The sequence below is a fragment of the Streptomyces sp. N50 genome (genome assembly GCF_033335955.1).
GTDB lineage: Bacteria > Actinomycetota > Actinomycetes > Streptomycetales > Streptomycetaceae > Streptomyces.
Map to the genome: position 1 here is coordinate 2330189 of NZ_CP137549.1, position 23396 is coordinate 2353584.

Sequence of the window (23396 nt, forward strand, 5' to 3'; positions counted from 1 at the left end):
GCGAGACCGTATCGCCGACGCAAGGGTTGCAGCAAGAGTCGTGAAAGCGATGGAAAGAACTTTCAGCAGCGGTCCCGGCGGTTCCCTACCGGAACGGTCTGGAACCGATCACTCCGGCAACCCGTCCCACAGGCCGCACCTGTTGCACATCGCGGAACACGGACCCGGGCCTCACCCCTCGGCGCGGCCGTCACCCGCGACACACCTCCGGGTAGGACACGATCCGCTCCGGGCCGTCCGGTTCACCACCCTTGGTCAATAGATTTACCTAGGCAACCAAGGGCATGCGAGAGGAAAGCCTTGATGGAGCCGTTGATGGAGTTATCCCATCTGGTGGAGGCGCTGAGAGCGGAGGCGCTGGACGCCGCCCTGACCGACGACGGCCAGATCGTCGTCAATCTGCCCGGCTGCAGGGACCAGTTGATCCTCGGACCCAGCCGGGGCGGGAGCGAGCCCCGGCTGTTCTGGCAGCGCCGCACGTTCCTGGGGACCCGGACGAACGAGTGCGGGTACCTGGAGTGGACTGCCGCCCCGGAGCCGGTAGTTGGGGCGATCCTCGGCTATTCGCGCGCTCCCGGCCTGACCGGACCGCAGTACGGACCGGTGCTGGACGCGCTGCGGAGCAACGGGCTCGACGCGGCGATCGTGACGACCGGCGGGGGCTGCCATCTGATCAGCGTCCACCTCGCCGACGGCACCCGACTCATCGTCGGTGCCCCCGAGTCGCTGATGCCCGCGCACGGCCCCGTCATCGGATACGCGACACACGATCGGTCCGTCTACGTCGCCGTCATGCACTCCGCCGTCACCCTGGCGCCCACCGTCGGACGACTCGTCGCGGACGAACTCGTGACCGGCGGACCGGCTCCCGAGCTACGACGGTCTCGGCCCCGCGTCCACTGACATCACGCCCCACCGCCGTCCGCGGCCGGACCTTCTGGGACCCGCTCCGGATTCAACGTACTCACCTACGGATCATCGACATCAACGACCGGTGAGTCGCGCCGTCCGCGGCCACGACCAGTCCGCGGCCTGACGGTCCGATCGGACCGCCGTCGATTCCGGTGACCAGGCACCCGGCGGCACGGCACAGGGCGATACCGGCGGCGAAGTGCACACTCCCGGACAAGTCGCCACCATCGGTGACGTACGCGGCGCGCCTGCCGGCGGCGACCCAGGCCAGGGCGAGCGTCGTGGAGACCACCCGGGGCCGGAACCGCTCCACGAACTCCGGGTGGGCCAGCAGGTCCACGGCCCGGAACTCCGGCGCGCCGGGAAACGGCGGGTCCAGGTTGACGTCGACGAGTCGGGTGGCGGGCGTGGGTGTCAACTCGACGTCGGCACCGTCGTTCCGCACCCAGGCGGTCACACCGTCGGTGAAGAAGACCTCGCCGCTGAACGGGTCGGCCACTGCGGCCGCACCGGCGCGCAGCGCCACATTGACGGCCACCAGCATGGTGTCGGCAGCGTAGTTCAACGTGCCGCACAGGGGATCGACCAACCACTGGCGTACGGCCTCCGCACCGCCTTGCAGCCCGCTCTCCTCGCCGAGCACGGCGTCCTCGGGCCGGGCGGCACGGATGACGCCGATGATCGACTTCTCGGCCTCCACATCGGCGGCGGTCGCGAAGTCCCCGGCGCCCTTGTGGATGCGAGTGAGTCGCCGACCGTACAGGGAGCGCACCACATCCGCGCCGGCACGCACCGCCGCTGTCGCGACACCGGCATCATCAAGATCCTCATACGAATCGACCATGCCGCGCAGGATAACGACACCGGGGTCAGCGCCTGCCGGCCCGGACCTGGCCTCTCTTCGACCACGTGAATTCTCCTGCCTCTTCCCGCGAACAAATCCGCCGCACCGCGCATCGAACCTTGTGTACGGCACCAGAAGACGGTGCGGGCCGCAGACCTCGGCCCGCGAAGCAGGAGTGGGGAACACGATCGTGAACGAGCACCTGAACACCACTGACCAGACCCGGACCGCCACCGCCAAGCACCGGCGCCGCGCCGACCGCAAGGTCGGGCGCACGATGATCGGCCTGGGCGCCGTCGTCGGCCTGGGTCTCGCGGCCTGGGCGGGTACCGCGAACGCCGCGACCTCCAGTGGTACGGCGACCGCGAAGGCGACGCCGACCTGCTCGGCCGCCGCGCTGAAGGCGACCTACGGTCAGCAGCTCGCCGGTGGCATGAACCACGAGGGTGTCGTCATCCGGCTGCGCAACCTCAGCGGCAAGACCTGCGCGCTGCGCGGCTACCCGGGCCTGGGCCTGGAGAACTCCGCCCACAAGAAGCTCACGACCCACACCACCTGGGGCAACACCTGGTACGCGCACAACCCCGGGAAGAAGACCCTCACCCTCAAGGACGGCGAGAGCGCCGAGGCAGTCGTCGCCTGGACCCACGCCAACACGGGCACCTCGGGCGCGGTGCACGCCGGCTACCTGGAGATCACCCCGCCCGCCTCCACCCAGCACAAGACCCTGGCCCTCCCCCAGTGGGTCGACCACGGCGACCTCGCCGTGACGGCCCTGGCGAAGCACATCACCGTCACCCCCTGATCCCCCGCGGTCCGGACGGCGGCGACGTGCCCCCTCGCGCCGCCGCCGTCCAACACCGGTATCAGCAGCTCGACTTGCCCGAGTAGATCGCCAACGCCGTGTTCGAGCCCAGCGTCGCCGTGAACTGGCCGCTGGAGTTCACGGTCACCGACGTGTTGTTCTGGACGTTGCAGTACGTGCCCGCCGCCATCGACGTCTGGTACGTCTGCGTCACCGACGACGTCTCGTGGTTGATGGCGACGTAGCCCTTGCTGCCCCGGCCGAACGCGATCGCGTCGTTGCCGTCGTCCCACCAGTTGGTGAGGGACTGGCCGCTGGTGGCGTTGCGGAAGGCCACCATGGACTTGATCTCCGGCCAGGCGTGCTGGCACTTCCAGCCGTCCTGCCAACAGGCCGTCACCGCGCCGTTGTTGGGCGGTCCGGCGTCCGCGTCCGACCATTCGTAGCCGGAGTTGATGTCCGGGGCGCCGTAGGGGTAGGCGAGCATGAAAACGTTGGCCAGCGTGTAGTTGGCGCCGTCCTTGTAGTTGAGGGTGCTGCCGTTGCGCTCGGTGTCGTGGTTGTCGACGAAGACGGCGGCGACCGAGCTGCTCATGTAGCCCCAGCCCTCGCCGTAGTTCTTCAGGTAGGCGAGGTTCTCGTTGTTGAAGACCCGCTTGAGGTCGTAGGCGTAGCGGAACTCCTGGACGTCGCCGTTGCCGGTGTACTCGGTGGGCTGGACGGCCTCGCCCGCGCCGTAGATGACCTCCTGCTTCCAGTACGCGGAGGGGTTCGTCAGGCGGGACTTGATGTTCGCGAGGTCGGTCGCCGGGATGTGCTTGGCCGCGTCGATGCGGAAGCCGTCGGCGCCGTAGCCGAGCAGGGTGTTCATGTAGCCGGCGATGGTGGCGCGGACGTACTCCTCGCCGGTGTCCAGGTCGGCCAGGCCGACGAGTTCGCAGTTCTGGACGTTGGCACGGTTCGTGTAGTCGCTGACCGTCGCCGTGCAGTCGTCCATGTCGTACGAGGAGTACAGACCGGGGTAGTTGTACTTCGTGTACGACGAACCGCCCGTGCCGGTGCCGCTGCCCGCCGACATGTGGTTGATGACCGTGTCGACGACGACCTTCACGCCCGCCGAGTGACACGTGTCGATCATGTTCTTGAAGGCCGTCGCGTCGCCGAGCCGGCCCGCGATCTTGTAGCTCACCGGCTGGTACGACGTCCACCACTGCGAGCCCTGTATGTGCTCGGCGGGCGGGGAGACCTGGACGTAGCCGTAACCGGCGGGTCCGAGGGTGTTGGTGCACTCCTTGGCGACCGAGGCGAAGTTCCACTCGAAGAGGACGGCGGTGACGTCCTTGGTGCCGGGAGGGGAGGCATGTGCGGTGCCGGGCACCAGGAGGGCCGTCGCGGCGGCGAGGGCGCAAGCTCCTGCAAGTGATCTGCTGTTGGCCATGTGGGGTTCCTTCTCCGTTGAAGGTTCTTGACAGTTCTTGCTGAAACACCGTGGAAACCTTGCAGTCGCCCAGATGTTAGAGGCCCGCCGCCCAAAAGGGCAGCGGGCCGTGTGAAGTTGCTGCAAGAACTTCCCGTGGCGGAGAGGGAGTTGGGGGGAATTACGGTGTAGTGGTCCACCAGGCCGTGGTGTCGGCGGGCAGCTTCGCCTCGCCCGCCGCCTCGGTCACCTCACCGCTCGCGAGCAGGAGACGACCGTACGCCGAGGTCGTCACCGACTCCCCGCTCGTGTTCGCCACGCACACGAACTCCCCACGCCGGAAGGCGAGTACGCCCTCGGGCGCCCGCAGCCACTCCACCGAGTCGCCCGCGCCGAGGTCCGGCTGGGTGCGGCGGGCGGCGAGCGCGGCCCGGTACAGCTCCAGCGTCGAACCGTCCGCCCCGGTCTGCGCCTCGATGCTCAGCTCGCCCCAGCCGTCCGGCTGCGGCAGCCAACTGCCCCCGCTCCCGAAGCCGTACGACGATCCGTCACGCGTCCACGGGATCGGCACCCGGCACCCGTCCCGGAAGCCGTCCTGGCCCGCGCCCCTGAAGTAGGCGGGATCCTGGCGGACTTCGTCCGGGAGATCGACGACGTCGGGCAGGCCGAGCTCCTCGCCCTGGTAGATGTACGCCGATCCGGGCAGCGCCAGCATGAGCAACGTCGCGGCACGCGCCCGGCGCAGGCCCAGCTCCCGGTCCCCCGCCAGACGGATCTGGGTGCCGAGACCGGGCGGGTTGGCGAAGCGGGTGGCGTGCCGGGTGACGTCGTGGTTGGAGAGGACCCAGGTCGCGGGGGCACCGACCGGGCGCATGGCCTCCAGCGTGCGGTCGATGACCGTACGGAGTTCCCCCGCGTCCCAATCGGTCGACAGGTACTGGAAGTTGAAGGCCTGATGGAGTTCGTCCGGGCGGACGTAGTTCGCCGTGCGTTCGACGGTCGGGGTCCACGCCTCGGCGACGAAGATGCGCTCGCCCGCGTACTCGTCGAGAACCGTGCGCCACTGGCGGTACACGTCGTGCACGCCGTCCTGGTCGAAGAACGGCATGACATCGTTGCCCAGCAGCTTGAGCTGCTCGTGCGAGCCGAGGTCGGGCAGGCCCTCCGCCTTCACCAGGCCATGGGCCACGTCGATCCGGAAGCCGTCGACCCCGATGTCCAGCCAGAAGCGGAGGATCGAGCGGAACTCGTCCCCGACGGCGGGGTGTTCCCAGTTGAAGTCGGGCTGCTCGGGCGCGAAGAGGTGCAGATACCACTCCCCCGCCGAGCCATCAGGTTCGGTGACCCGGGTCCAGGCCGGGCCGCCGAAGATGGACTCCCAGTCGTTGGGCGGGAGTTCGCCGTGCTCGCCCTTTCCGGGGCGGAAGTGATACCGCTCCCGCAGCGGCGAGCCGGGGCCCTCCCTCAACGCCCGCTTGAACCACTCGTGTTGGTCCGAGGAGTGGTTCGGGACGAGGTCGACGATGATGCGCAGGCCGAGCCCGTGGGCGTCCCTGATCAGGGCGTCGGCGTCGAGCAGGTTCCCGAACATCGGGTCCACGGCACGGTAGTCGGCGACGTCGTAGCCGGCGTCCGCCTGCGGGGAGGCGTAGAACGGGCTGAGCCACACGGCGTCGATCCCGAGATCCCGCAGATACGGGAGGCGCGCGCGTACGCCTTCCAGGTCGCCCATGCCGTCACCGTTGCTGTCGGCGAAACTGCGCGGATAGACCTGGTAGATCACCGCGTCTCTCCACCAGTCGCCGCGCTTGGCTTTGGCGGGGATCGGTGCCGGGGCGATTGCGGAGTGCTGCTGGGTCATGGCGTCCTTGGTACGTAACGGGGTTCTGGTCATGGGGAGTTGGGGGCGAGGCGACCGTGACGTCAGCGGGGTCGGATGGACGTCACGGCCGCCCCGGGTCTCAGGGGGGTTTGGGGGGCAACGCCCCCAAAGGGGCGCGGGGAACTGCGCGACCAGCCCCCACTGGCCCGCAGCCAACAACGAAACCGGGTTTTCTAGCCCTTCGTGCCACCCGCGGTGAGCCCAGTGACGAGGTTCTTCTGCACGAGATAGAAGAACGCGGCCACGGGTATCGCGATCAACACCGCCGTCGCGGCCATCAGGTTCCGCTGCGCATCGTGCTCGCTCACGAACGTCTGCAACCCGACCGCGAACGTGTACTTCGTGTCGGACAGCATGAACGTCGAGGCGAACGCGACCTCGCCGAAAGCCGTGAGGAAGCTGTAGAACGCGGCGACCGCCAGGCCCGGCTTGGCGAGCGGCAGGATCAGTCGCAGGAACGTGCCGAAGGGGTTCAGCCCGTCGACGCGTCCGGCCTCGTCGATCTCGAACGGGATCGTGTCGAAGTAGCCCTTGAGCAGCCAGGCGCAGTAGGGCACGGCGGTCGAGCAGTAGACGAGGATGAGACCAAGGTAGCTGTCGATGAGCTGCAGGTCGGCCAGAATCTGGTACATCGGCACGATGAGTACCGCTATCGGGAACATCTGGGTGACCAGCAGCACCCACATGAACTTCCGGTAGCCGGGGAAGCGCATGCGCGAAACGGCGTAGCCGGTGCTGGCCGCGATCGTCACGCCGATGACCGTGGTGCCGAGCGAGACGATCAGCGAGCTCTTCAACCAGTCGAAGAATCCGGTGTGTTGGAGGACGAACGAGTAGTTGTCGAACGTCATCTTCTTCCAGATGCCGCCCGGGTGGAGGTAGTCGTCCGAGTCCGGGCCGAGCGACAGGAAGACCAGCCAGGCGATCGGGAAGAGCGCGATCAGGCTCGCGACGATGAGGACGCCGTGCGAGCCGAGGGTGCCGGCGCGGCTCAACTCGCCCCGGCGGCGGGTCCGTTGCGCTGTGGTCGTGGGCGTGGTGCTCATGGGGACTCCTGCCTCAGATCGCGAGCTGTTGGTCATTGCGGTTCAGCCAGCGGCGGTAGAAGGAGGTGAAGACGATCAGGATGGCCAGCAGCAGGATGCCGTAGGCGGCCGACTGGGCGAATTCGCGCGGCTGTTGGCCGAAGCCGAGGAAGTACGACCAGGTGACCAGGATCTGCGCGTCGGGGGCCGTGTTGCCGAACAGCAGGAAGATCACGGCGAATTGGTTGAAGGTCCAGATCACACCGAGAAGGACGACGGTGGAACTGACCGACCTCAGGCCCGGAAGAGTGACGTAGCGGAAACGCTGCCAGGGGCTCGCGCCGTCCATCTCGGCGGCCTCGTAGAGCGAGGTGTCGATGGACTGGAGGCCGCCGAGCAGTGAGACCATCATGAACGGCACACCGCACCAGGTGTTGACCATGATCGCGGCGAACCGCTGCCAGAACGTGCTCTCCAGCCAGTCGGGCTGGGGCAGATGCAGGCTGTGCAGCGCGGAGTTGATGATGCCGCCGTCGGCGAGCATGAAGCGCCAGCCGAAGACCGTGACGAAGGTGGGGACGGCCCACGGCAGGATCAGGATCAGCCGGTAGAGGGTGCGGCCGCGCAGCTTCTGGTTCAGCAGCAGGGCCAGCGCGAGGCCGACCGTGTAGTGCAGGGCGACGCAGAGCCCGGTCCAGACGATCGTCCAGATGAAGTGCGACCAGAAGCGGTCGTACGACGTCGGGCCGAACAGGATGTCCTTGTAGTTGTCGAGCCCGATGAACTTGTAGGTGGCGTCGATGTGGTTGACGCCGATCGTGCGCGCGGTGTTGAGGCTGTCCGCGTCGGTGAGCGTCAGGTAGAGGCCGTACACCAGGGGGTAGAGCACGAGGACGCCGAGCACGACGACCACGGGGATGATCATCGCGTACGCGTACCAGTGCTTCTGGTAGGCGTACTTGAGGCGGCTGCCGGGGCCGGGCCGGGGTGCGCGGTCACCGTGGCGCTTGCCGGTCGCGCGGTCGATGGCGACTGTCATGGTTCGTTCGACACCTTCTGGAAGTTCAAGCGGGTACGGCAAGTCGAGGGCTACGGCGGCTCAGGCCGATGGCCGTCGGATCCGTCCCCCCAGTTCCTGATCTGGCGGATCCGACGGCCACTCGGGGCTACTTGCTGAAGTCCGGGACCAGCTTGGCGATCGCCAGCTCGGCGTTGCTCAGGCCCTTGTCCAGGGACTCCTTGCCACCGGCGACCTTGGGCAGCTCGGTGTCCAACGGGCCCCACAGGGAGCTGTATTCGGCGAGCGCCGGACGCGGCTGGGCGGCGCCGAGGACGCCCTGGAAGCCGGCGATACCCGGGTCCGACTTCACGGCGGCGGTGTAGGCGTCGTCGCGGGTCGGCAGCGTCGAGTTCTTCAGCGCGATCGTCGACTGGGAGGCCGCGGAGGTCATGAAGTTGACGAACTTCAGGGCCGCCTTCTGGTGCGCGGAGTCCGAGCCGGCGTAGACCGAGAGGTTGTGACCGCCGGTCGGGGCACCGGACTTGCCGGTGGAGCCGGCCGGGATCGTGGCGATGCCGAGGTTGGACTTGTCCGTGAACGCCGAGCCCTTGTAGAAGTTCGTGATCTCCCACGGGCCCTGGATGATCGCGGCGACCTTGCCGTTGACGAACGCGTCCTGGATGTGGGCGTAGGCGTCCGCGGTGGTGTCGGCCTTGTGCAGGCCGGTGCCGGAGAAGAGGCTCAGCCAGGTGCCGTAGGCCTTCTTCGCGGCGGCGGAGTCGACGGTGATCTTCTTCGCGGAGGCGTCGACGGTGTCGGTGCCCTCGCCGTAGAGGAAGGTCTGCGCGTAGTAGGCCTGGGTGGAGCCCCAGTAGCCGTCGACCTTGGCCTTGGCCTTGATCGTCGCCGCGTCGGTCTTCAACTCGTCCCAGGTGGTGGGCGCTTGAGTGATCCCGGCCTGCTTGAAGAGGGCCTTGTTGTAGACGAGCGCGAGGGTGTCGGTGACCAGCGGCACGCCGTACGTCTTGCCGTCGTACTGGGCCTGCGTGATCAGGTTCGACTTGAACTTCGCCTGGTCCGCGAGGGCTTCGGTGCCGTCCAGCGGCAGGAAGTAGCCCTTCTTCGCGAAGGCGGGGGTCCAGCCGACCTCCGAACGCAGCACGTCCGGGGCGCCCTTGGAGCCGGCGGCGGTGTCGAACTTGTTCTGCGCCTGGTCGAAGGGCACGTTGACGTACTTGACCTTGACGTTCTTGTTGGCCGCCTCGAACTTGGCGACCAGGGTCTTGTACGTGGGTGCCTCATTGGTGGCGTTCGAGGTGTCCCACCAGGTGATGGTGACCGGCCCGTCGGACTTGCCGCTGTCACTGTCACTGCCGCCGCAGGCCGTCGCCGCGAGGGCGATGGACGCCACCAGCGCGGTGGCCGCTATGCCACGCCGCATGAGTTCTCCTTGAGGGTGAAAGCCCGTGAGGTGCAGGGCGGCGGTCCCGTCCGCCGCCCTGTCGACTTGCCGACTGCGCCGTTGCGTCCGCCGGGCGTCGCCGAACGTAACAGCGATGCAAGCGCGGCGAAAGTCCTTGCTGCAAAAAACTGCAAGACGGCCTGAGAGTTACCCGTCCGTGACCTCTCCTCGACCCCCGCGAAACCCAGTACTGGTGCGGCTGAGCGGGCAGGGGGACACTTGTGCAAGACTCTGCAAGCTCTTGCCGCATGCCGTACGTCGACCATCGGCCGACCAGAACACGAGGGATCGCGATGACGCAGCAACCCGCAGCGCGCCGACGGCCGGTACAGTCCACTCCCGTGACCACACGGCTTGCCGACATCGCCGCCCAGGCGGGGGTGAGCGAAGCGACCGTCAGCCGCGTCCTCAACGGCAAGCCTGGCGTCGCCGCCACCACCCGTCAGTCCGTCCTCGCCGCGCTCGACGTGCTCGGCTACGAACGTCCGGTACGGCTGCGGCAGCGCAGCGAGGGCCTGGTGGGCCTGATAACACCGGAGTTGGAGAACCCCATATTCCCGGCCCTGGCGCAGGTCATCGGCCAGGCACTGACCCGGCAGGGCTACACCCCGGTGCTCGCCACCCAGACCCCGGGCGGTTCCACGGAGGACGAGCTGACGGAGATGCTCGTCGACCGGGGCGTCGCGGGCATCATCTTCGTCTCCGGGCTGCACGCGGACACCTCCGCCGACATGCAGCGCTACGAGCAACTCCGTGCGCAGGGCGTGCCGTTCGTGCTCGTGGACGGCTTCTCGCCGAAGGTGCAGGCGCCGTTCATCTCCCCCGACGACCGCGCCGCGATGACGCTCGCGGTCACCCACCTCGTCTCGCTCGGCCACACGCGCATCGGACTGGCGCTCGGCCCCAAGCGGTTCGTACCCGTACAACGCAAGATCGAGGGCTTCGTCCGCACGATGCAGGACCAACTGGCCCTGACCGCCGAGGATGTGGAGACCCGGCTCGTGCAGCACTCGCTGTACACGCTGGAGGGCGGACAGGCCGCGGCCGCCGCGCTGATCGACCGCGACTGTACGGCGGTGGTGTGCGCGAGCGACATGATGGCGCTCGGCGCGATCCGGGCGGCCCGGCAGCGGGGGCTCGACGTACCCAAGGACGTGTCGGTGGTGGGCTTCGACGACTCCCCCCTGATCGCGTTCACCGATCCACCGCTGACGACGATCCGCAAGCCGGTCCCGGCGATGGGACAGGCGGCGGTGCGGACGCTGCTGGAGGAGATCGGCGGGACGCCTGCCCCGCACAGCGAGTTCGTGTTCATGCCGGAACTGGTGGTGCGCGGTTCGACGGCTTCGGCGCCCGGGGACCGGAATCGTCCCTGACTCCTCCCTGAATCGTCCCTAAGGGGGAGGAAACGCGGCCGGATCCAGTGCGCTGGTTGTAGTCCGGGGACTCTCCTCGTCGTAGAACATGCGAGCCGGACCCGACCAAGGGATGATCGGTCGCGGAAGCCTTTTCTGGCAGACTTTGTGTCTATGGGTGAGACCACCGTGACGACATTGGAAGGCCGTGAAGAAGCCGTTCCGAGCCCCGTCGCGGACGCCGCGGGGCAGGGTTCTCTGCGCCGGTCGCTACGCCGGCTGCGGACTCCGCGCCGGCCCCGGCTGTGGTTCGAGATCCTGCTGATCGCGGTGAGTTACTGGACGTACTCACAGATCCGCAACGCGGTGCCGGAGCAGAAGACCGAGGCGCTGCGGAACGCCGACTGGATCTGGCGCCTGGAGCACCATCTCGGCATCGCCGTCGAGCAGTCGGTCAACCACGCCGTGAATTCGGTGACTTGGCTGATCGTCGGGATGAACTACTACTACGCCACGCTGCACTTCGTGGTGACGCTGGGTGTCCTGGTGTGGCTGTTCCGCAGCCATCCGGGCCGGTACGCGGCGACGCGCCTCGTCCTCTTCGCCACGACGGCCGTGGCCCTGGTCGGCTACTACTTCTTCCCGCTGGCCCCGCCCCGCCTCATGAACGGCAGCCACTTCGTCGACACGGTCATGGTCCACCAGACCTGGGGCTCGATGGCGTCGGGCGACCTGAAGCACGTGTCGAACCAGTACGCCGCGATGCCGTCCATGCACATCGGCTGGTCCCTGTGGTGCGGCCTGACGATCTTCACCCTGGCGAAGCTCCCCTGGGTCCGCATCCTGGGCCTCCTCTACCCGGCCCTGACCCTGATGGTCATCGTCTCCACGGCCAACCACTTCTGGCTGGACGCGGTGGGCGGCATGCTCTGCCTCGCCTTCGGCTTCGCTGTCTCCCGCGTCTGGTACGGCGCGTTTCCGTATGCCCTGCCGAGGACGGTGGCGGTGCGGGGGGCTGGCGGAGCGTGGTTGCCCACGAAGGCGTGAGCGCTCCGCTGGCTGCGTGCGGCTCCGCCGGGGCCGCAATGGGTCGTCATTCGAGTGCCGCGCCGTCGTGGCTGGTCGCGCCCACGCGGCGGAGCCGCATATCGACACAGCCCCGCGCCCCGCAGCGCCCGCGGCCGGTTGCGGTGGCGCCGTCTCCCGTACGGCCGCGTGGATCGTCCGCACCGGCTCCGGATCACGTACGCCCCGTACGACCCGTAAGACCACGTCCGAATGGCGGCCGCCAAGCCCCAGCCACCGACTTCACCCGACCCCGCTCAGCCCTCGTTCGCCGCGTCCCGCAGCGCCCGCAGGAACGCCTGTAGGGCCGGTTGCGGTGGCGCCGTCTCCCGGACGGCCGCGTGGATGGTCCGTACGGGCTCCGGATCCCGTACTACCCGTACGACCACGTCGGGGTGGCGGCTGCCGAGACCCAGCCGGGGGATCAGGGTCACCCCGAGGCCCGCCGCGACGAAACCCTGAGCCGTCACGTAGTCCTCGCTCTGGACGGCGAACCTCGGCCGGAACCCCGCCGCCCCGCACGCGTCGAGCTGGGCGTCGAGACACGGCCCCGGCCACTCGCTGCCGACCCACGGTTCCTCGGCCAGTTCTGCCAGCTGCACACTCCGCCGCGCGGCCAGCCGGTGCCCCTTGGGCAGGACGGCGAGATACGGATCGTCGAGCAGCTTCACCAGGCGTACGCCCTCGTACGCCTTTGACACCCCGGACACCCCGGACGCCCCGACCACCAGCGCGACATCCGCCCGCCCCTCCGTCACCTCGGGCAGCGGGTCCTCGGGGTCGGTGAGCTTCAACTCCAGCTGGACTCCGGGGTGTTCGGCGCGGAGCCGGGCCACGGCGGGGGCGACCAGGGCGGCACCGGCGGTGGCGAAGTAGCGGACCGCGAGCCGTCCCGTGCGCCCGGCCACCAGATCCGCCAACGCCGTCTCCGCCTCGGCGACCTGCCGCCCGATCGCGTCCGCGTACTCCGTGAGCAGCAGCCCGGCAGCCGTGGGCCGCACCCCGCGCCCGACCCGCTCAAGCAGCGCGGTCCCGGCCTCCTTCTCCAGCGCCCCGACCTGCTGGCTGACGGCGGACGGGGTGTACCCGAGCCGGGCCGCCGCAGCGGTCACCGACCCGGACCCGACCACGGCCCGTAGTACCTGCATGCGTCGCACATCAAGCATGTAGCACAGGTTAACAGTCACTGTAGAATCATTCGCTTGTCCTGCACGGTCCGCTGCCCGACCGTGGACCCATGCAGCCCGCCTCGACAGCCCGCATGGCCGTGCTCGCACTCCTCTGGGGTTCGGGCTTCCTGTGGATCAAACTCGCCCTGAACCACGGCCTCTCCCCCGCCCAGATCACGATCACCCGCTGCGCCCTGGGCACGCTGGTCCTCCTGGCCCTGGCTCGCGGGGCCGGCCAGCGCCTGCCCCGAGACCGCGCCACCTGGGCCCGTCTCGCGGTGGCCGCCCTGTTCTGCAACGCCGTCCCGTTCGCGTTGTTCAGCGTCGGCGAGCAGACAGTCGACTCCGGGGTAGCGGGCGTCCTGAACGCCACAACTCCCTTGTGGTCCCTGCTGATCGGCATCGCGCTGGGCACAGACCGCGGCCTGAGCAGGGCCCGCCTGACCGGACTCCTCCTCGGCTTCGCGGGCACGCTGCTGATCTTCGCCCCCTGGCACCGCTCGGGCCTCCTCACCTGGGGCGCCCTGGCCCTCCTGGGCGCCGCCGCGAGCTACGCCGTGGCCTTCGCGTACATGGCCCGCAAACTCACCGCGGGCCAGGCGCCGTTGGCGACATCGGCAGCCCAACTGATGGCGGCCACAGCCTGGACCACCCTCGCCCTGCCTGCCGCCGGCCCGGCACACCACCCCGACCTGACGGCCCTGCTGGCGGTGACGGCCCTCGGCGTCCTGGGCACGGGCGTGACCTTTTACCTCAACTACCGCCTGATCGCAGACGAGGGCGCGACGAGCGCGGCAACGGTCGGATACCTGCTGCCAGTTGTGTCGGTGACGCTGGGCGCGATGCTGCTGGACGAGAGGGTGGGGCCGAGGGTGGTGACGGGCATGGCGGTAGTCCTAGCGGGCGTAGCCCTCACAAGACCCCGCCCAGCAAAGGTTTTTGCTTTCAGGGGCGCGGGGCCGTGACATTTGCGGCTCCGCCGCGCGGGCGCGCCCAGCCCCCACCGACGGTCAGCCGAAAAACAACCTCTCAGGCCCCGTAGAACAACACGTCCACCACACCACGCGCCCGCCGAGTAGTACGCCGATAGTCATCCAGCATGTCCCCCACATGCCCAGGCCCATACCCCAAGTACCTTCCCACGGCAGCCAGTTCACGCGGATCAGAAGGAAACGTGTCCCCGGCCCGTCCCCGCACCAACATCACCGCGTTACGAACCCGTGTAGCCAACACCCACGCCTCGTCCAGCGTCGCCGCATCCTCGCCGGAAATCAGCTCAGCCGCACAAGCCGCCGCAAGTCCCGCCCGCGTACGCGTAGTCCGCAACCCCGGCTCAGCCCACCCATGCATCAACTGCATCAACTGCACAGTCCACTCGACGTCGGAGAGCCCCCCACGCCCCAACTTGGTATGCAGAGTCGGATCAGCCCCGCGAGGCAGCCGCTCGGACTCCATCCGAGCCTTGAGCCGTCGGATCTCACGTACCGCGTCATCCCCGAGCCCCTCCGCCGGATACCGCAGAGGATCGATCAACTCGATGAACCGCCGCCCCAACTCCTCGTCCCCGGCGACAGGTTCGGCCCGCAACAACGCCTGGGACTCCCAAACCAGCGACCACCGGCGGTAGTACGCCTCGTAGGAGTTCAACGACCGTACGAGCGGCCCCGACTTACCCTCCGGCCGGAGATCCGCGTCGATCAGCAACGGCGGGTCGGAGCTGGCGACCTGGAGCAGCCGCCGCATCTCGGAGACGACCTTGTTGGCAGCCTCGGAGGCCTCCCGCTCGGGTACGCCCTCGCGGGGTTCGTGCACGAACAGGACGTCCGCGTCGGAGCCGTAGCCCAGTTCGTGGCCGCCGAAGCGGCCCATGCCGATGACGGCGAAGCGGGTGGGGAGGGTGTCGCCCCAGCCCGCGCGGACGACCGCGCGCAGGGTGCCGGCGAGGGTGGCGGCGGTGAGGTCGGAGACGGCGCCGCCGACCCGGTCGACGAGGGCGCCCTGGTCGGCCTCGGCGGGCTGGGTCTCGGTGCCGTAGGAGCCGACGATGTCGAAGGCGGCCGTACGGAAGAGTTCGCGGCGGCGGACGCCCCGGGCGAAGGTGACGGCTTGGACGGCGTCGTCGGCGCGGCCGACCGCGGCCAGTATCTCCTGGTCCAGGTGGGCGCGTTCGCGGGGTTCGAGGCCGCTGCCGCCGTCGCCGTCGCCGAGGAGGGCGACCGCTTCGGGGGCGCGCATGAGGAGGTCGGGGGCGAGGCGGCCGGCCGAGAGGACGCGGGCGAGGTTCTCGGCGGCGGCGCCCTCGTCCCTCAACAGCCGTAGGTACCAAGGGGTTTTGCCGAGCGCGTCGGACACCTTGCGGAAGTTGAGGAGGCCCGCGTCCGGGTCGGCCGAGTCCGCGAACCAGCCCAACAGGACGGGCAGCAGGGTGCGTTGGATGGCGGCCTTGCGGGTGACGCCGGAGGCGAGGGCCTCGATGTGGCGCAGGGCCGCGGCCGGGTCGACGTAGCCGAGGGCGACCAGCCGTTCGCGGGCCGCCCGGGGGCTCAACCTGGTCTCGCCGGGGGCGAGTTGGGCGACCGCGTCGAGCAGCGGACGGTAGAAGAGCTTCTCGTGCAGGCGTCGTACGACGGTGGCGTGGCGCTTCCACTCGCGGTTCAACTCGGCCACCGGGTCGGTGCGCAGGCCCATCGAGCGGCCGAGGCGGCGCTGGTCGGCCTCCTCGACGGGGACCAAGTGGGTGCGGCGCAGCCGGTAGAGCTGGATGCGGTGTTCCATCGTGCGCAGGAAGCGGTAGGCGTCGTCGAGGCGGGCGGCGTCCTCACGGCCGACGTAGCCGCCGGCGGCGAGGGCCTCCAGGGCGACCAGCGTGGTGCCGCTGCGCAGCGAGGTGTCGGCGCGGCCGTGCACCAACTGCAGGAGCTGGACGGCGAATTCGACGTCCCGGAGGCCGCCGGGGGCGAGCTTCAGTTCGCGGTCGATCTCGGCGGCGGGGATGTTCTCGACGACCCGGCGGCGCATCTTCTGCACGTCGGTGACGAAGTTCTCGCGCTCGGCGGCCTTCCACACGAGGGGTTCGAGCGCGTCGACGTACTCGGCGCCGAGCGCGAGGTCGCCGGCCACCGGGCGGGCCTTGAGCAGGGCCTGGAACTCCCAGGTCTTGGCCCAGCGTTGGTAGTAGGCGAGGTGACTGGCGAGGGTGCGGACCAGCGGACCGTTGCGGCCCTCGGGGCGGAGGTTGGCGTCGACCGGCCAGATCGAACCCTCGACTGTGGTCTCCGAGCAGATCCGCATCATGTGCGCGGCGAGTTTGGTGGCGGCGCGGACCGCCTTGCCCTCGTCGGCGCCCTCGACGGCCTCGCCGACGAAGATGACGTCGACGTCGGAGATGTAATTCAGCTCGTGGCCACCGCACTTGCCCATCGCGATCACCGCGAGCCGGCACAGCGCGGCGTCGTCGGGCGCGGCGGCGCTCGCGATGGCGAGGGCGGCACGCAGGGTGGCGGTTGCGAGGTCGGCGAGTTCGGCGGCGGTCTGCGCGAGGTCGGTGGTGCCGCACACGTCACGGGCGGCGATGGACAGCAGGCAGCGGCGGTAGGCGACGCGCAGGGCGACCGGGTCGGTGGCACCGGCCAGGCCGCGCTCGAACTCCTCCACCCCGGGGTGGAGGTCGCGGGGCTCGTACATGACGAGGGCGTGCCAGTCGCGCGGGTGCCGGGCGAGGTGGTCGCCGAGCGCGGCGGAGGCGCCGAGCACCCCGAGGAGTCGGTCCCGTAGGGGTTTCGCCGCGATCAGCGTGTCCAGCAGCTCACGGCGCGGGGTGTCCTCGGGCTGCGCCTCCAGCAGCCGTACGAGACCCTGAAGGGCCAGGTCGGGGTCGGCGGTGGCGCCCAGGGCCTCCAGCAGGACCGGGTCGTTCCTTATCGGCGCCAGCTCCGCGCTCTCCAGAAGCCGCTCGGCCGCCGAGGGATCGGTGAAACCGTGCCGCAGCAGTCGCGTGAAGGTGCTGCTTCTGCGCCCCGGCGCCGTCATCCTCGGCCTCCCTCGGATCTGGGTCGTGCGGATCAGGGTCGTACGGGCCCAGGTCGTACGGAGGTCGTACGGGATCTAGGTCGTACCGTCCCGAGCCTAACCGCAGGTGCGGGCGGTGGCCCCGGGGCGTACGGCGATGAGTTCTTGAGGAGTACGGGGTCTACACAGGGGGAGCACCTACGACTCAGGGAGTAGCCGATGACCGACAAGGAACCCCGGACTCGTCTCGACCCCCGTTACAGCGACCCGGCGGCCACCGCGACCGACTGGGCCGAGGCCGAGGCGCGGCTCGCGGCGGCCGAGCAGTTCTGGATCTCGACGGTACGGCCGGACGGGCGGCCGCATGTGACGCCCTTGCCCGCCGTGTGGTCGGCCGGGGCGCTGCACTTCTGCACCGGCCCCGAGGAGCGCAAGGCCCGCAACCTCGACGGCAACCCGCACGTCGTGCTGACGACCGGCACGAGCACCTGGGACGAGGGATACGACCTGGTCGTCGAGGGTGCGGCGACGCGGGTCACGGACGAGGACCGGCTGCGGGAACTGGCCGCCGCGTGGGAGGCCAAGTACGGCAGCTTCTGGCGCTTCGACGTGCGGGACGGGGCGTTTCATCACGGTTCCGGGTACGCGTACGTCTTCGCTGTGGCGCCCCGCACGGTTTTCGGCTTCGGTAAGGGGGAGCCGTTCAGCCAGACGCGGTGGCGGTTCGAGTGACATACCAGCGGTGTACGGGCGTACGACCCATTGGTTACGACAAAGGAGTCAGGCCATGGACATGACCCTCGAAGTGATCGTCCTGCCGGTCTCGGACGTGGACCGGGCCAAGGAGTTCTACCGGGACAAGGTCGGCTTCCACGTGGATCTGGACGGCGAGGTGATGGAGGGCGTGCGGATCGTGCAGCTCACGCCGCCGGGGTCCGGGTGTTCGATCGCGCTGGTCAACGGCTTGCAGATCCCCACCGGGACGCCGCAGCCGGGGACCTACCACGGCATGCAGTTGTGCGTGCAGGACGCGAAGGCGGCCTACGACGAGCTGACCGCGCGGGGGCTTGAGGTCAGCGAGCCGGTGCAGTTCGCGCCGCAGGACGGGGCGACGTTCATGTATTTCAAGGACCCGGACGGCAACGGCTGGGCGATCCAGGAGTACCGGAAGCGGGCCGCCGAGCCGCTGCACCAGGTGCTGGCCCAACTGGCCGCACTGCAGGAGTAGTTCACCACTTCTTCATCCGCCGGGTTGGGAGCGGTGGGACGCGGGCATCTTGGCGTGTGCATGCTCGGTTCGCACCGTCACCCCCGTCCTCCCCCCCACCCGGAGGTAGAAGTGTCCGGCAGTGAAGAAGTGTCCGGCGGCTCCGGCCGTTCCGTGTACCGCCGCAGCCGCGCCGCCGTGGCGTCAACGCTCGCCTTCTCGGCAGCCGCCGTCGGGGTCTGGACCGGTTTCGGCACCGTCTCGACCGCGCATGCCGCGACCGGGGTGCCGACCCCGGACCACGTGGTCGTCGTGGTGATGGAGAACCACGCCTACAGCCAGGTCATCGGCTCCTCCAGTGCCCCCTACATCAACTCGCTCGCGACCGGCGGCGCCGCCCTCACCCAGTCGTACGGGATCACCCACCCGAGCCAGCCGAACTACTTCGCGCTGTTCTCCGGCTCCACCCAGGGGATCACCAGCGACAGCTGCTACACGGCGGGCTTCTCCTCGGCCGCGAACCTCGCCTCCGAGGTGACAGCGGCGGGCGGAACGTGGGCGAGCTACAACGAGACGCTGCCGAGCCAGGGTTCGACGACGTGCAGCAGCGGCAACTACGCGCGTAAGCACAACCCTTGGTTCGGTTTCTCCAACGTCGCGACGTCCACGGCGAAGACGTTCACGCAGTTCCCGACGGACTACACGACCCTCCCCGACATCTCCTTCGTCACCCCCAACCTGTGCAGCGACATGCACGACTGCTCGGTGGCGACGGGTGACACCTGGGTGAAGAACAACCTCGGCGCGTACGCCACTTGGGCCAAGACCCACAACAGCCTGCTCGTCGTCACCTTCGACGAGGACAACCTGCTCAGCGGCAACCGCATCCCGACGGTCTTCTACGGCCAGCCGGTGAAGGCGGGTTCGACCTCCTCGACCACGTACAACCACTACAACCTGCTGCGGACCCTGGAGGACTCCCAGGGCCTCACCACCCACGCGGGCAACGCGGCCTCGGCCGCCGACATCACCGGCATCTGGGCGTCCTGAGATGTACGTGGCGGACAGCCGCGCCAAGGCCGACCCAAGTGCCGTAGGTACTACGGGTATTGCAGACGCCCCAAGTGCCCGGGGTACTACGGGTACTACGGCCCGGGTGTCCGCCGCAGTCGCCCCCACGGTCTTCGCCCTCGGCGCGGTCAGCCTGATCACCGACGTGTCGTCCGAGATGGTGACCGCGGTCCTCCCCCTGTACCTGGTGACGGGCCTCGGCCTCTCCCCGCTGGGCTTCGGTCTCCTGGACGGCATCTACAACGGCTTCTCGGCACTCGTCCGGCTGGCCGGCGGCCACCTCGCCGACCGGGGCGGCGGCCGCCACAAGTCGATCGCGGGCATCGGCTACGGCATCTCGGCGCTCTGCAAACCGCTCCTCCTCCTCGCCCACACCCTCACCCCGATCGGCCTGATCCTCGCCGCCGACCGCACGGGCAAGGGCCTGCGCACGGCACCGCGCGACGCGCTGATCTCCCTCTCCTCCACCCCGGAGAACCGGGGTCGTGCCTTCGGCGTACACCGCGCGATGGACACGGCGGGCGCGCTGCTCGGCCCGCTGGTGGCGTTCCTGATCCTCCGGGCGACGGTGGACGGCTACGACGCGGTGTTCACGGTGAGCTTCTGCGTGGCGGTGGTCGGCGTCCTGGTGCTGGTGCTGTTCGTGCCGGGATCATCGCCAACTGCCGCGCCCCGCACGGAGAAGGCCGTACGGGAGAGGGCCGTAGCCGAACGGGCCGTAGACGAGAAGGCCGTACGCCCGACCCTCCGCGCCGCCTTCGCCCTGCTCGCCCGTCGCGACCTGCGCCGCATCACCGTCTGCGCGCTCCTCCTGGGCCTCGCGACGGTCAGCGACTCCTTCGTGTACCTGCTGCTGCAACGGCGACTCGGCGTCCCGGACCGCTGGTTCGCGCTGCTGCCGCTGGGCACGGCGGCGGCCTTCCTGCTCCTCGCCGTACCCCTGGGCCGGCTCGCGGACCGGGTCGGCCGCTGGCAGGTGTTCCTCGGCGGCCACGGAGCCCTCCTCACGGCGTACGCCATATTGCTGACGTCCTGGCACGGCACAGCCCTCCCCTACGCCGTCCTCCTCCTGCACGGCACCTTCTACGCGGCGACCGACGGCGTGCTGATGGCGGCGGCCTCGGACAGCGTGCCGGAGCAACTGCGGTCGTCGGGGCTGGCGTTGGTGCAGACGGGCCAGGCGGCGGCACGGTTCGTGTGCTCGCTGGGCTTCGGTGCGGCGTGGACGCTGTGGGGCGACCGTACGGCGCTCATGGCGTCGGCGGTGGCGCTGGCGGTCTGCGCGGCGTTCGCGTCAACTCTCCGCCCGGGCCGACGAGTTCTGGAGCCTGCCCCATGACCCTGCGCAACCGCGTCCTGGTCCTCGTCGCCGCCGTCGCCGCACTCGCCGTAGTGGCGGTGGCCTCGATCCTGCACGCGTCGGCCCGGGCCGAGCGGCGGAACGAGACCCAGCCCGGCGGCCCGAGGATCACCGCGGGCCGGATCACGCTCACCGCGCCCGGCACCATGGTGTTCCGCAACATGGCCTGGGGCCCGCACCGGGACGAACTCACCACGGTCCCGGCCGCGACGCCCTCGGGCCCCCGCACCGCCTCCGGCCTCAAGTGCCTCCGCTTCTACGCCAGTTCAGGCATCGGGGTCTGCCTCCAGGCGGTCCACGGCACGGTCACGGACACGTACCGCGCACTGATCCTGGACGCCCACCTCAAGGAGACGGCCCGTTACGACGTCCCCGGCATCCCCTCCCGTGCCCGGGTATCCCCCACGGGTCACTTCGCCGCGTGGACGGCGTTCGTGGGCGGCGACTCGTATGCCGGGACGAATTTCTCGACACGGGCGGCGATCGTGGACACGAGGACGGGGAAGCTGATCCCTACGTTGGAGTCGTTCCGGATCATCAAGGACGGCCACGTCTACCACTCCGCCGACGTCAACTTCTGGGGCGTGACCTTCGCGTCGGACGACCGCACGTTCTACGCGACGCTGGCGACGAAGGGCAGTACGTATCTGGTGCGGGGCGACCTGCGCGGCCGTACCGTCACCACGCTCCACACCAACGTCGAGTGCCCGTCCCTGTCCCCGGACGGCACGCGCGTCGCCTTCAAGAAGCGCGTCAAGGGCCTCCCGAAGGACGCCCCTTGGCATCTGTACGTCCTCGACCTCCGCACGATGCGTGAGACTCCGCTGGCCGAGGCGCGCAGCGTGGACGACCAGGCCGTATGGCGCGACAACCGGACGATCGTCTACGCCATGCCCGGGGACTACGGCGCGGATCTGTACAGCGTCCCTGCGGACGGCACGGGCAGGGCTCGGCGGATCAGCGGGGCGGCGGTGTCTCCGGCGTATGTGCGGTAGGGGAACCGTCACCGCGTAGCCGGGCCCAGCATCTCGTCCAGCGTCTTCGGCCAGTCCCCGTCGCCCAGCCCGCCCGCCATGAGCAGGTCGCGCCAGTCGGTCCGGGCGAGCCGGACCGCCGACCGGAAGTGGTCGACGCCCCCAGCGAGACCACCCCGACCACCGTGCCGCACGACACGGTGGTCCAGGTCGCCCGATCCATCACCGGGAAACTGCCGACGGGGCAGTGAGCCCGGCCCGCTTACAGAACGGGCAGGTTCTTCCGCAGCTCGAACGCCGTGACCTCGCTGCGGTACTCCTCCCACTCCTGCCGCTTGTTGCGCAGGAAGAAGTCGAAGACGTGCTCGCCCAGGGTCTCGGCGACCAGGTCGCTGCGCTCCATCAGGGTCAGGGCCTCGCCCAGGTTCTGCGGGAGCGGCTCGATGCCCATCGCGCGGCGTTCCGCGTCGGAGAGGGCCCAGACGTCGTCCTCGGCGCCCGGGGGGAGTTCGTAGCCCTCTTCGATGCCCTTCAGGCCGGACGCGAGGAGGAGGGCGTAGGCCAGGTACGGGTTCGCGCCCGAGTCCAGGGAGCGGACCTCGACCCGTGCCGAACCCGTCTTGCCGGGCTTGTACATCGGGACGCGGACCAAGGCGCTGCGGTTGTTGTGGCCCCAGCAGATGTACGAGGGGGCCTCGCCGCCGGCGCCGGCCGTGCGCTCGGAGCCGCCCCAGATGCGCTTGTAGGAGTTGACCCACTGGTTGGTGATCGCGGAGATCTCGCCCGCGTGCTTCAGCAGGCCCGCGATGAAGGAGCGGCCGACCTTGGAGAGCTGGTACTCCGAACCCGACTCGTAGAAGGCGTTGCGGTCGCCCTCGAAGAGGGAGAGGTGCGTGTGCATTCCGCTGCCCGGGTGCTCCGAGAACGGCTTCGGCATGAACGTCGCCTGCACGCCCTGCTCCAGCGCCACCTGCTTCATGACCAGGCGGAACGTCATGATGTTGTCCGCGGTCGAGAGTGCGTCCGCGTAGCGGAGGTCGATCTCCTGCTGGCCGGGGGCGCCCTCGTGGTGGGAGAACTCGACCGAGATGCCCATCGACTCCAGCATGGTGATCGCCTGGCGGCGGAAGTCCATGCCCACGTTCTGCGGGGTGTGGTCGAAGTACCCGGAGTTGTCGGCCGGCGTCGGGCGGGAGCCGTCCAGGGGGCGGTCCTTCAGGAGGAAGAACTCGATCTCCGGGTGGGTGTAGAAGGTGAAGCCCAGGTCGGAGGTCTTGGCGAGGGCGCGCTTCAGCACGTAGCGCGGGTCCGCGAAGGACGGGGAGCCGTCCGGCATGAGGATGTCGCAGAACATGCGGGCCGTGCCGGGGGCCTCCGCGCGCCACGGCAGGACCTGGAAGGTGGAGGGGTCCGGCTTGGCGATCATGTCGGACTCGTAGACCCGGGCGAAGCCCTCGATCGCGGAGCCGTCGAAGCCGATGCCCTCGTCGAAGGCCTGTTCCAGCTCGGCGGGGGCCACGGCGACGGACTTGAGGAAGCCCAGCACGTCCGTGAACCACAGCCGTACGAACCGGATGTCGCGCTCCTCCAACGTCCGGAGCACGAACTCCTGCTGCTTGTCCATCTTCCGCTTCCCCATCCTTGCTGGTCAGGCCGCCTGTCCTCGTACCGCAGGAGGCGGTCGGGCACCTGAGCATCCCACCACAACACCATTTCGTGCGCGTTGCCGACCATGATCGACCGGTCGACCTCGGGCTGAACGCCTCGCGTACGGCAGATGTCCTGCGCTGTTGCCCGTCTCCTGACCATCTTGCCTGCTCGGACTGACATTCGTAATGCC

20 protein-coding genes are annotated in these 23396 nt (G+C 69.3%); 10 read left to right on the forward strand and 10 right to left on the reverse strand.

Annotated elements, in window-relative coordinates; translation table 11 throughout:
- Positions 1-315: 315 nt before the first annotated feature.
- Positions 316-903, forward strand: a complete 588-nt coding sequence (locus R2B38_RS10110) for a hypothetical protein (protein WP_318015924.1) — start codon at positions 316-318, stop codon at positions 901-903.
- Between the two features lie 61 nt (positions 904-964).
- Here R2B38_RS10110 and R2B38_RS10115 read toward each other — a convergent pair whose 3' ends face one another.
- Positions 965-1756 (reverse strand): inositol monophosphatase family protein, encoded by a 792-nt coding sequence (locus tag R2B38_RS10115; RefSeq protein ID WP_318015925.1) that lies wholly within the window; start codon positions 1754-1756, stop codon positions 965-967.
- A 190-nt stretch (positions 1757-1946) separates the two neighbouring features.
- On the opposite strand from R2B38_RS10115, the gene R2B38_RS10120 reads away from it, so the two are divergent.
- Positions 1947-2561 carry a DUF4232 domain-containing protein gene (locus tag R2B38_RS10120; protein WP_318015926.1) on the forward strand — a complete coding sequence of 205 codons (615 nt, stop codon included), beginning with the start codon at positions 1947-1949 and terminating at the stop codon, positions 2559-2561.
- Positions 2562-2622: 61 nt separating this feature from the next.
- Here the strand turns inward: R2B38_RS10120 and R2B38_RS10125 are convergent, their stop codons facing one another.
- The 5 genes from R2B38_RS10125 to R2B38_RS10145 all read right to left on the reverse strand — a co-directional run bounded on the left by R2B38_RS10125 (position 2623) and on the right by R2B38_RS10145 (position 9326).
- Positions 2623-3999 carry an alpha-amylase gene (locus R2B38_RS10125; protein WP_318015927.1) on the reverse strand — a complete coding sequence of 459 codons (1377 nt, stop codon included), beginning with the start codon at positions 3997-3999 and terminating at the stop codon, positions 2623-2625.
- A gap of 160 nt (positions 4000-4159) precedes the next feature.
- Positions 4160-5839, reverse strand: coding sequence for a glycoside hydrolase family 13 protein (locus R2B38_RS10130; RefSeq protein ID WP_318015928.1), 1680 nt, complete (start codon positions 5837-5839; stop codon positions 4160-4162).
- A gap of 194 nt (positions 5840-6033) precedes the next feature.
- The gene (locus R2B38_RS10135) at positions 6034-6906 is read right to left on the reverse strand and encodes a sugar ABC transporter permease (RefSeq protein ID WP_318015929.1); all 873 of its coding nucleotides are present in this window, start codon (positions 6904-6906) and stop codon (positions 6034-6036) included.
- Positions 6907-6919: 13 nt separating this feature from the next.
- The gene (locus tag R2B38_RS10140) at positions 6920-7924 is read right to left on the reverse strand and encodes a sugar ABC transporter permease (protein WP_318015930.1); all 1005 of its coding nucleotides are present in this window, start codon (positions 7922-7924) and stop codon (positions 6920-6922) included.
- A gap of 127 nt (positions 7925-8051) precedes the next feature.
- Complete coding sequence (locus R2B38_RS10145; RefSeq protein WP_318015931.1) at positions 8052-9326, reverse strand: extracellular solute-binding protein; 1275 nt, start codon at positions 9324-9326, stop codon at positions 8052-8054.
- A 362-nt stretch (positions 9327-9688) separates the two neighbouring features.
- On the opposite strand from R2B38_RS10145, the gene R2B38_RS10150 reads away from it, so the two are divergent.
- The gene (locus R2B38_RS10150; protein ID WP_318015932.1) at positions 9689-10723 is read left to right on the forward strand and encodes a LacI family DNA-binding transcriptional regulator; all 1035 of its coding nucleotides are present in this window, start codon (positions 9689-9691) and stop codon (positions 10721-10723) included.
- 153 nt (positions 10724-10876) lie between these two features.
- The gene (locus tag R2B38_RS10155; protein ID WP_318015933.1) at positions 10877-11749 is read left to right on the forward strand and encodes a phosphatase PAP2 family protein; all 873 of its coding nucleotides are present in this window, start codon (positions 10877-10879) and stop codon (positions 11747-11749) included.
- Between the two features lie 275 nt (positions 11750-12024).
- Here R2B38_RS10155 and R2B38_RS10160 read toward each other — a convergent pair whose 3' ends face one another.
- Positions 12025-12933: a LysR family transcriptional regulator gene (locus R2B38_RS10160; protein WP_318015934.1), complete on the reverse strand. Its 909-nt coding sequence runs from the start codon at positions 12931-12933 to the stop codon at positions 12025-12027.
- Positions 12934-13004: 71 nt separating this feature from the next.
- Here R2B38_RS10160 and R2B38_RS10165 point away from each other — a divergent pair, with 71 nt between their 5' ends.
- The gene (locus tag R2B38_RS10165; protein ID WP_318015935.1) at positions 13005-13901 is read left to right on the forward strand and encodes a DMT family transporter; all 897 of its coding nucleotides are present in this window, start codon (positions 13005-13007) and stop codon (positions 13899-13901) included.
- 64 nt (positions 13902-13965) lie between these two features.
- Here the strand turns inward: R2B38_RS10165 and R2B38_RS10170 are convergent, their stop codons facing one another.
- Positions 13966-16965 (reverse strand): bifunctional [glutamine synthetase] adenylyltransferase/[glutamine synthetase]-adenylyl-L-tyrosine phosphorylase, encoded by a 3000-nt coding sequence (locus R2B38_RS10170; protein ID WP_318015936.1) that lies wholly within the window; start codon positions 16963-16965, stop codon positions 13966-13968.
- 198 nt (positions 16966-17163) lie between these two features.
- Here R2B38_RS10170 and R2B38_RS10175 point away from each other — a divergent pair, with 198 nt between their 5' ends.
- The 5 genes from R2B38_RS10175 to R2B38_RS10195 all read left to right on the forward strand — a co-directional run bounded on the left by R2B38_RS10175 (position 17164) and on the right by R2B38_RS10195 (position 21577).
- On the forward strand, positions 17164-17676 hold the full coding sequence (locus R2B38_RS10175) for a pyridoxamine 5'-phosphate oxidase family protein (RefSeq protein WP_318015937.1): 513 nt from the start codon (positions 17164-17166) through the stop codon (positions 17674-17676).
- Positions 17677-17731: 55 nt separating this feature from the next.
- Positions 17732-18172: a VOC family protein gene (locus tag R2B38_RS10180; RefSeq protein ID WP_318015938.1), complete on the forward strand. Its 441-nt coding sequence runs from the start codon at positions 17732-17734 to the stop codon at positions 18170-18172.
- A 153-nt stretch (positions 18173-18325) separates the two neighbouring features.
- Complete coding sequence (locus tag R2B38_RS10185; RefSeq protein ID WP_318021631.1) at positions 18326-19201, forward strand: alkaline phosphatase family protein; 876 nt, start codon at positions 18326-18328, stop codon at positions 19199-19201.
- Position 19202: 1 nt separating this feature from the next.
- Entirely contained in the window at positions 19203-20561 is a 1359-nt protein-coding gene (locus tag R2B38_RS10190) for an MFS transporter (protein ID WP_411978434.1), read from the forward strand.
- The gene (locus R2B38_RS10195) at positions 20558-21577 is read left to right on the forward strand and encodes a TolB-like translocation protein (protein ID WP_318015940.1); all 1020 of its coding nucleotides are present in this window, start codon (positions 20558-20560) and stop codon (positions 21575-21577) included. The genes R2B38_RS10190 and R2B38_RS10195 overlap by 4 nt, the downstream gene beginning before the upstream one ends.
- A gap of 8 nt (positions 21578-21585) precedes the next feature.
- Here the strand turns inward: R2B38_RS10195 and R2B38_RS10200 are convergent, their stop codons facing one another.
- Both R2B38_RS10200 and glnA read right to left on the reverse strand, forming a co-directional pair.
- Entirely contained in the window at positions 21586-21750 is a 165-nt protein-coding gene (locus R2B38_RS10200; protein WP_318015941.1) for a hypothetical protein, read from the reverse strand.
- 68 nt (positions 21751-21818) lie between these two features.
- Complete coding sequence (glnA, locus tag R2B38_RS10205) at positions 21819-23180, reverse strand: type I glutamate--ammonia ligase (protein WP_019064820.1); 1362 nt, start codon at positions 23178-23180, stop codon at positions 21819-21821.
- Positions 23181-23396: the final 216 nt, after the last annotated feature.

Bases quoted from the DNA above. Each gene is read 5' to 3' on its own strand.
- R2B38_RS10135 (WP_318015929.1), bottom strand. From the start codon at position 6,906: ATGAGCACCACGCCCACGACCACAGCGCAACGGACCCGCCGCCGGGGC.
- R2B38_RS10130 (WP_318015928.1), bottom strand. From the start codon at position 5,839: ATGACCCAGCAGCACTCCGCAATCGCCCCGGCACCGATCCCCGCCAAA.
- R2B38_RS10165 (WP_318015935.1), top strand. From the start codon at position 13,005: ATGCAGCCCGCCTCGACAGCCCGCATGGCCGTGCTCGCACTCCTCTGG.
- R2B38_RS10155 (WP_318015933.1), top strand. From the start codon at position 10,877: ATGGGTGAGACCACCGTGACGACATTGGAAGGCCGTGAAGAAGCCGTT.
- R2B38_RS10190 (WP_411978434.1), top strand. From the start codon at position 19,203: ATGTACGTGGCGGACAGCCGCGCCAAGGCCGACCCAAGTGCCGTAGGT.
- R2B38_RS10140 (WP_318015930.1), bottom strand. From the start codon at position 7,924: ATGACAGTCGCCATCGACCGCGCGACCGGCAAGCGCCACGGTGACCGC.
- R2B38_RS10125 (WP_318015927.1), bottom strand. From the start codon at position 3,999: ATGGCCAACAGCAGATCACTTGCAGGAGCTTGCGCCCTCGCCGCCGCG.
- R2B38_RS10145 (WP_318015931.1), bottom strand. From the start codon at position 9,326: ATGCGGCGTGGCATAGCGGCCACCGCGCTGGTGGCGTCCATCGCCCTC.
- R2B38_RS10110 (WP_318015924.1), top strand. From the start codon at position 316: ATGGAGTTATCCCATCTGGTGGAGGCGCTGAGAGCGGAGGCGCTGGAC.
- R2B38_RS10195 (WP_318015940.1), top strand. From the start codon at position 20,558: ATGACCCTGCGCAACCGCGTCCTGGTCCTCGTCGCCGCCGTCGCCGCA.
- R2B38_RS10180 (WP_318015938.1), top strand. From the start codon at position 17,732: ATGGACATGACCCTCGAAGTGATCGTCCTGCCGGTCTCGGACGTGGAC.
- glnA (WP_019064820.1), bottom strand. From the start codon at position 23,180: ATGGACAAGCAGCAGGAGTTCGTGCTCCGGACGTTGGAGGAGCGCGAC.
- R2B38_RS10170 (WP_318015936.1), bottom strand. From the start codon at position 16,965: ATGACGGCGCCGGGGCGCAGAAGCAGCACCTTCACGCGACTGCTGCGG.
- R2B38_RS10115 (WP_318015925.1), bottom strand. From the start codon at position 1,756: ATGGTCGATTCGTATGAGGATCTTGATGATGCCGGTGTCGCGACAGCG.
- R2B38_RS10160 (WP_318015934.1), bottom strand. From the start codon at position 12,933: ATGCTTGATGTGCGACGCATGCAGGTACTACGGGCCGTGGTCGGGTCC.
- R2B38_RS10175 (WP_318015937.1), top strand. From the start codon at position 17,164: ATGACCGACAAGGAACCCCGGACTCGTCTCGACCCCCGTTACAGCGAC.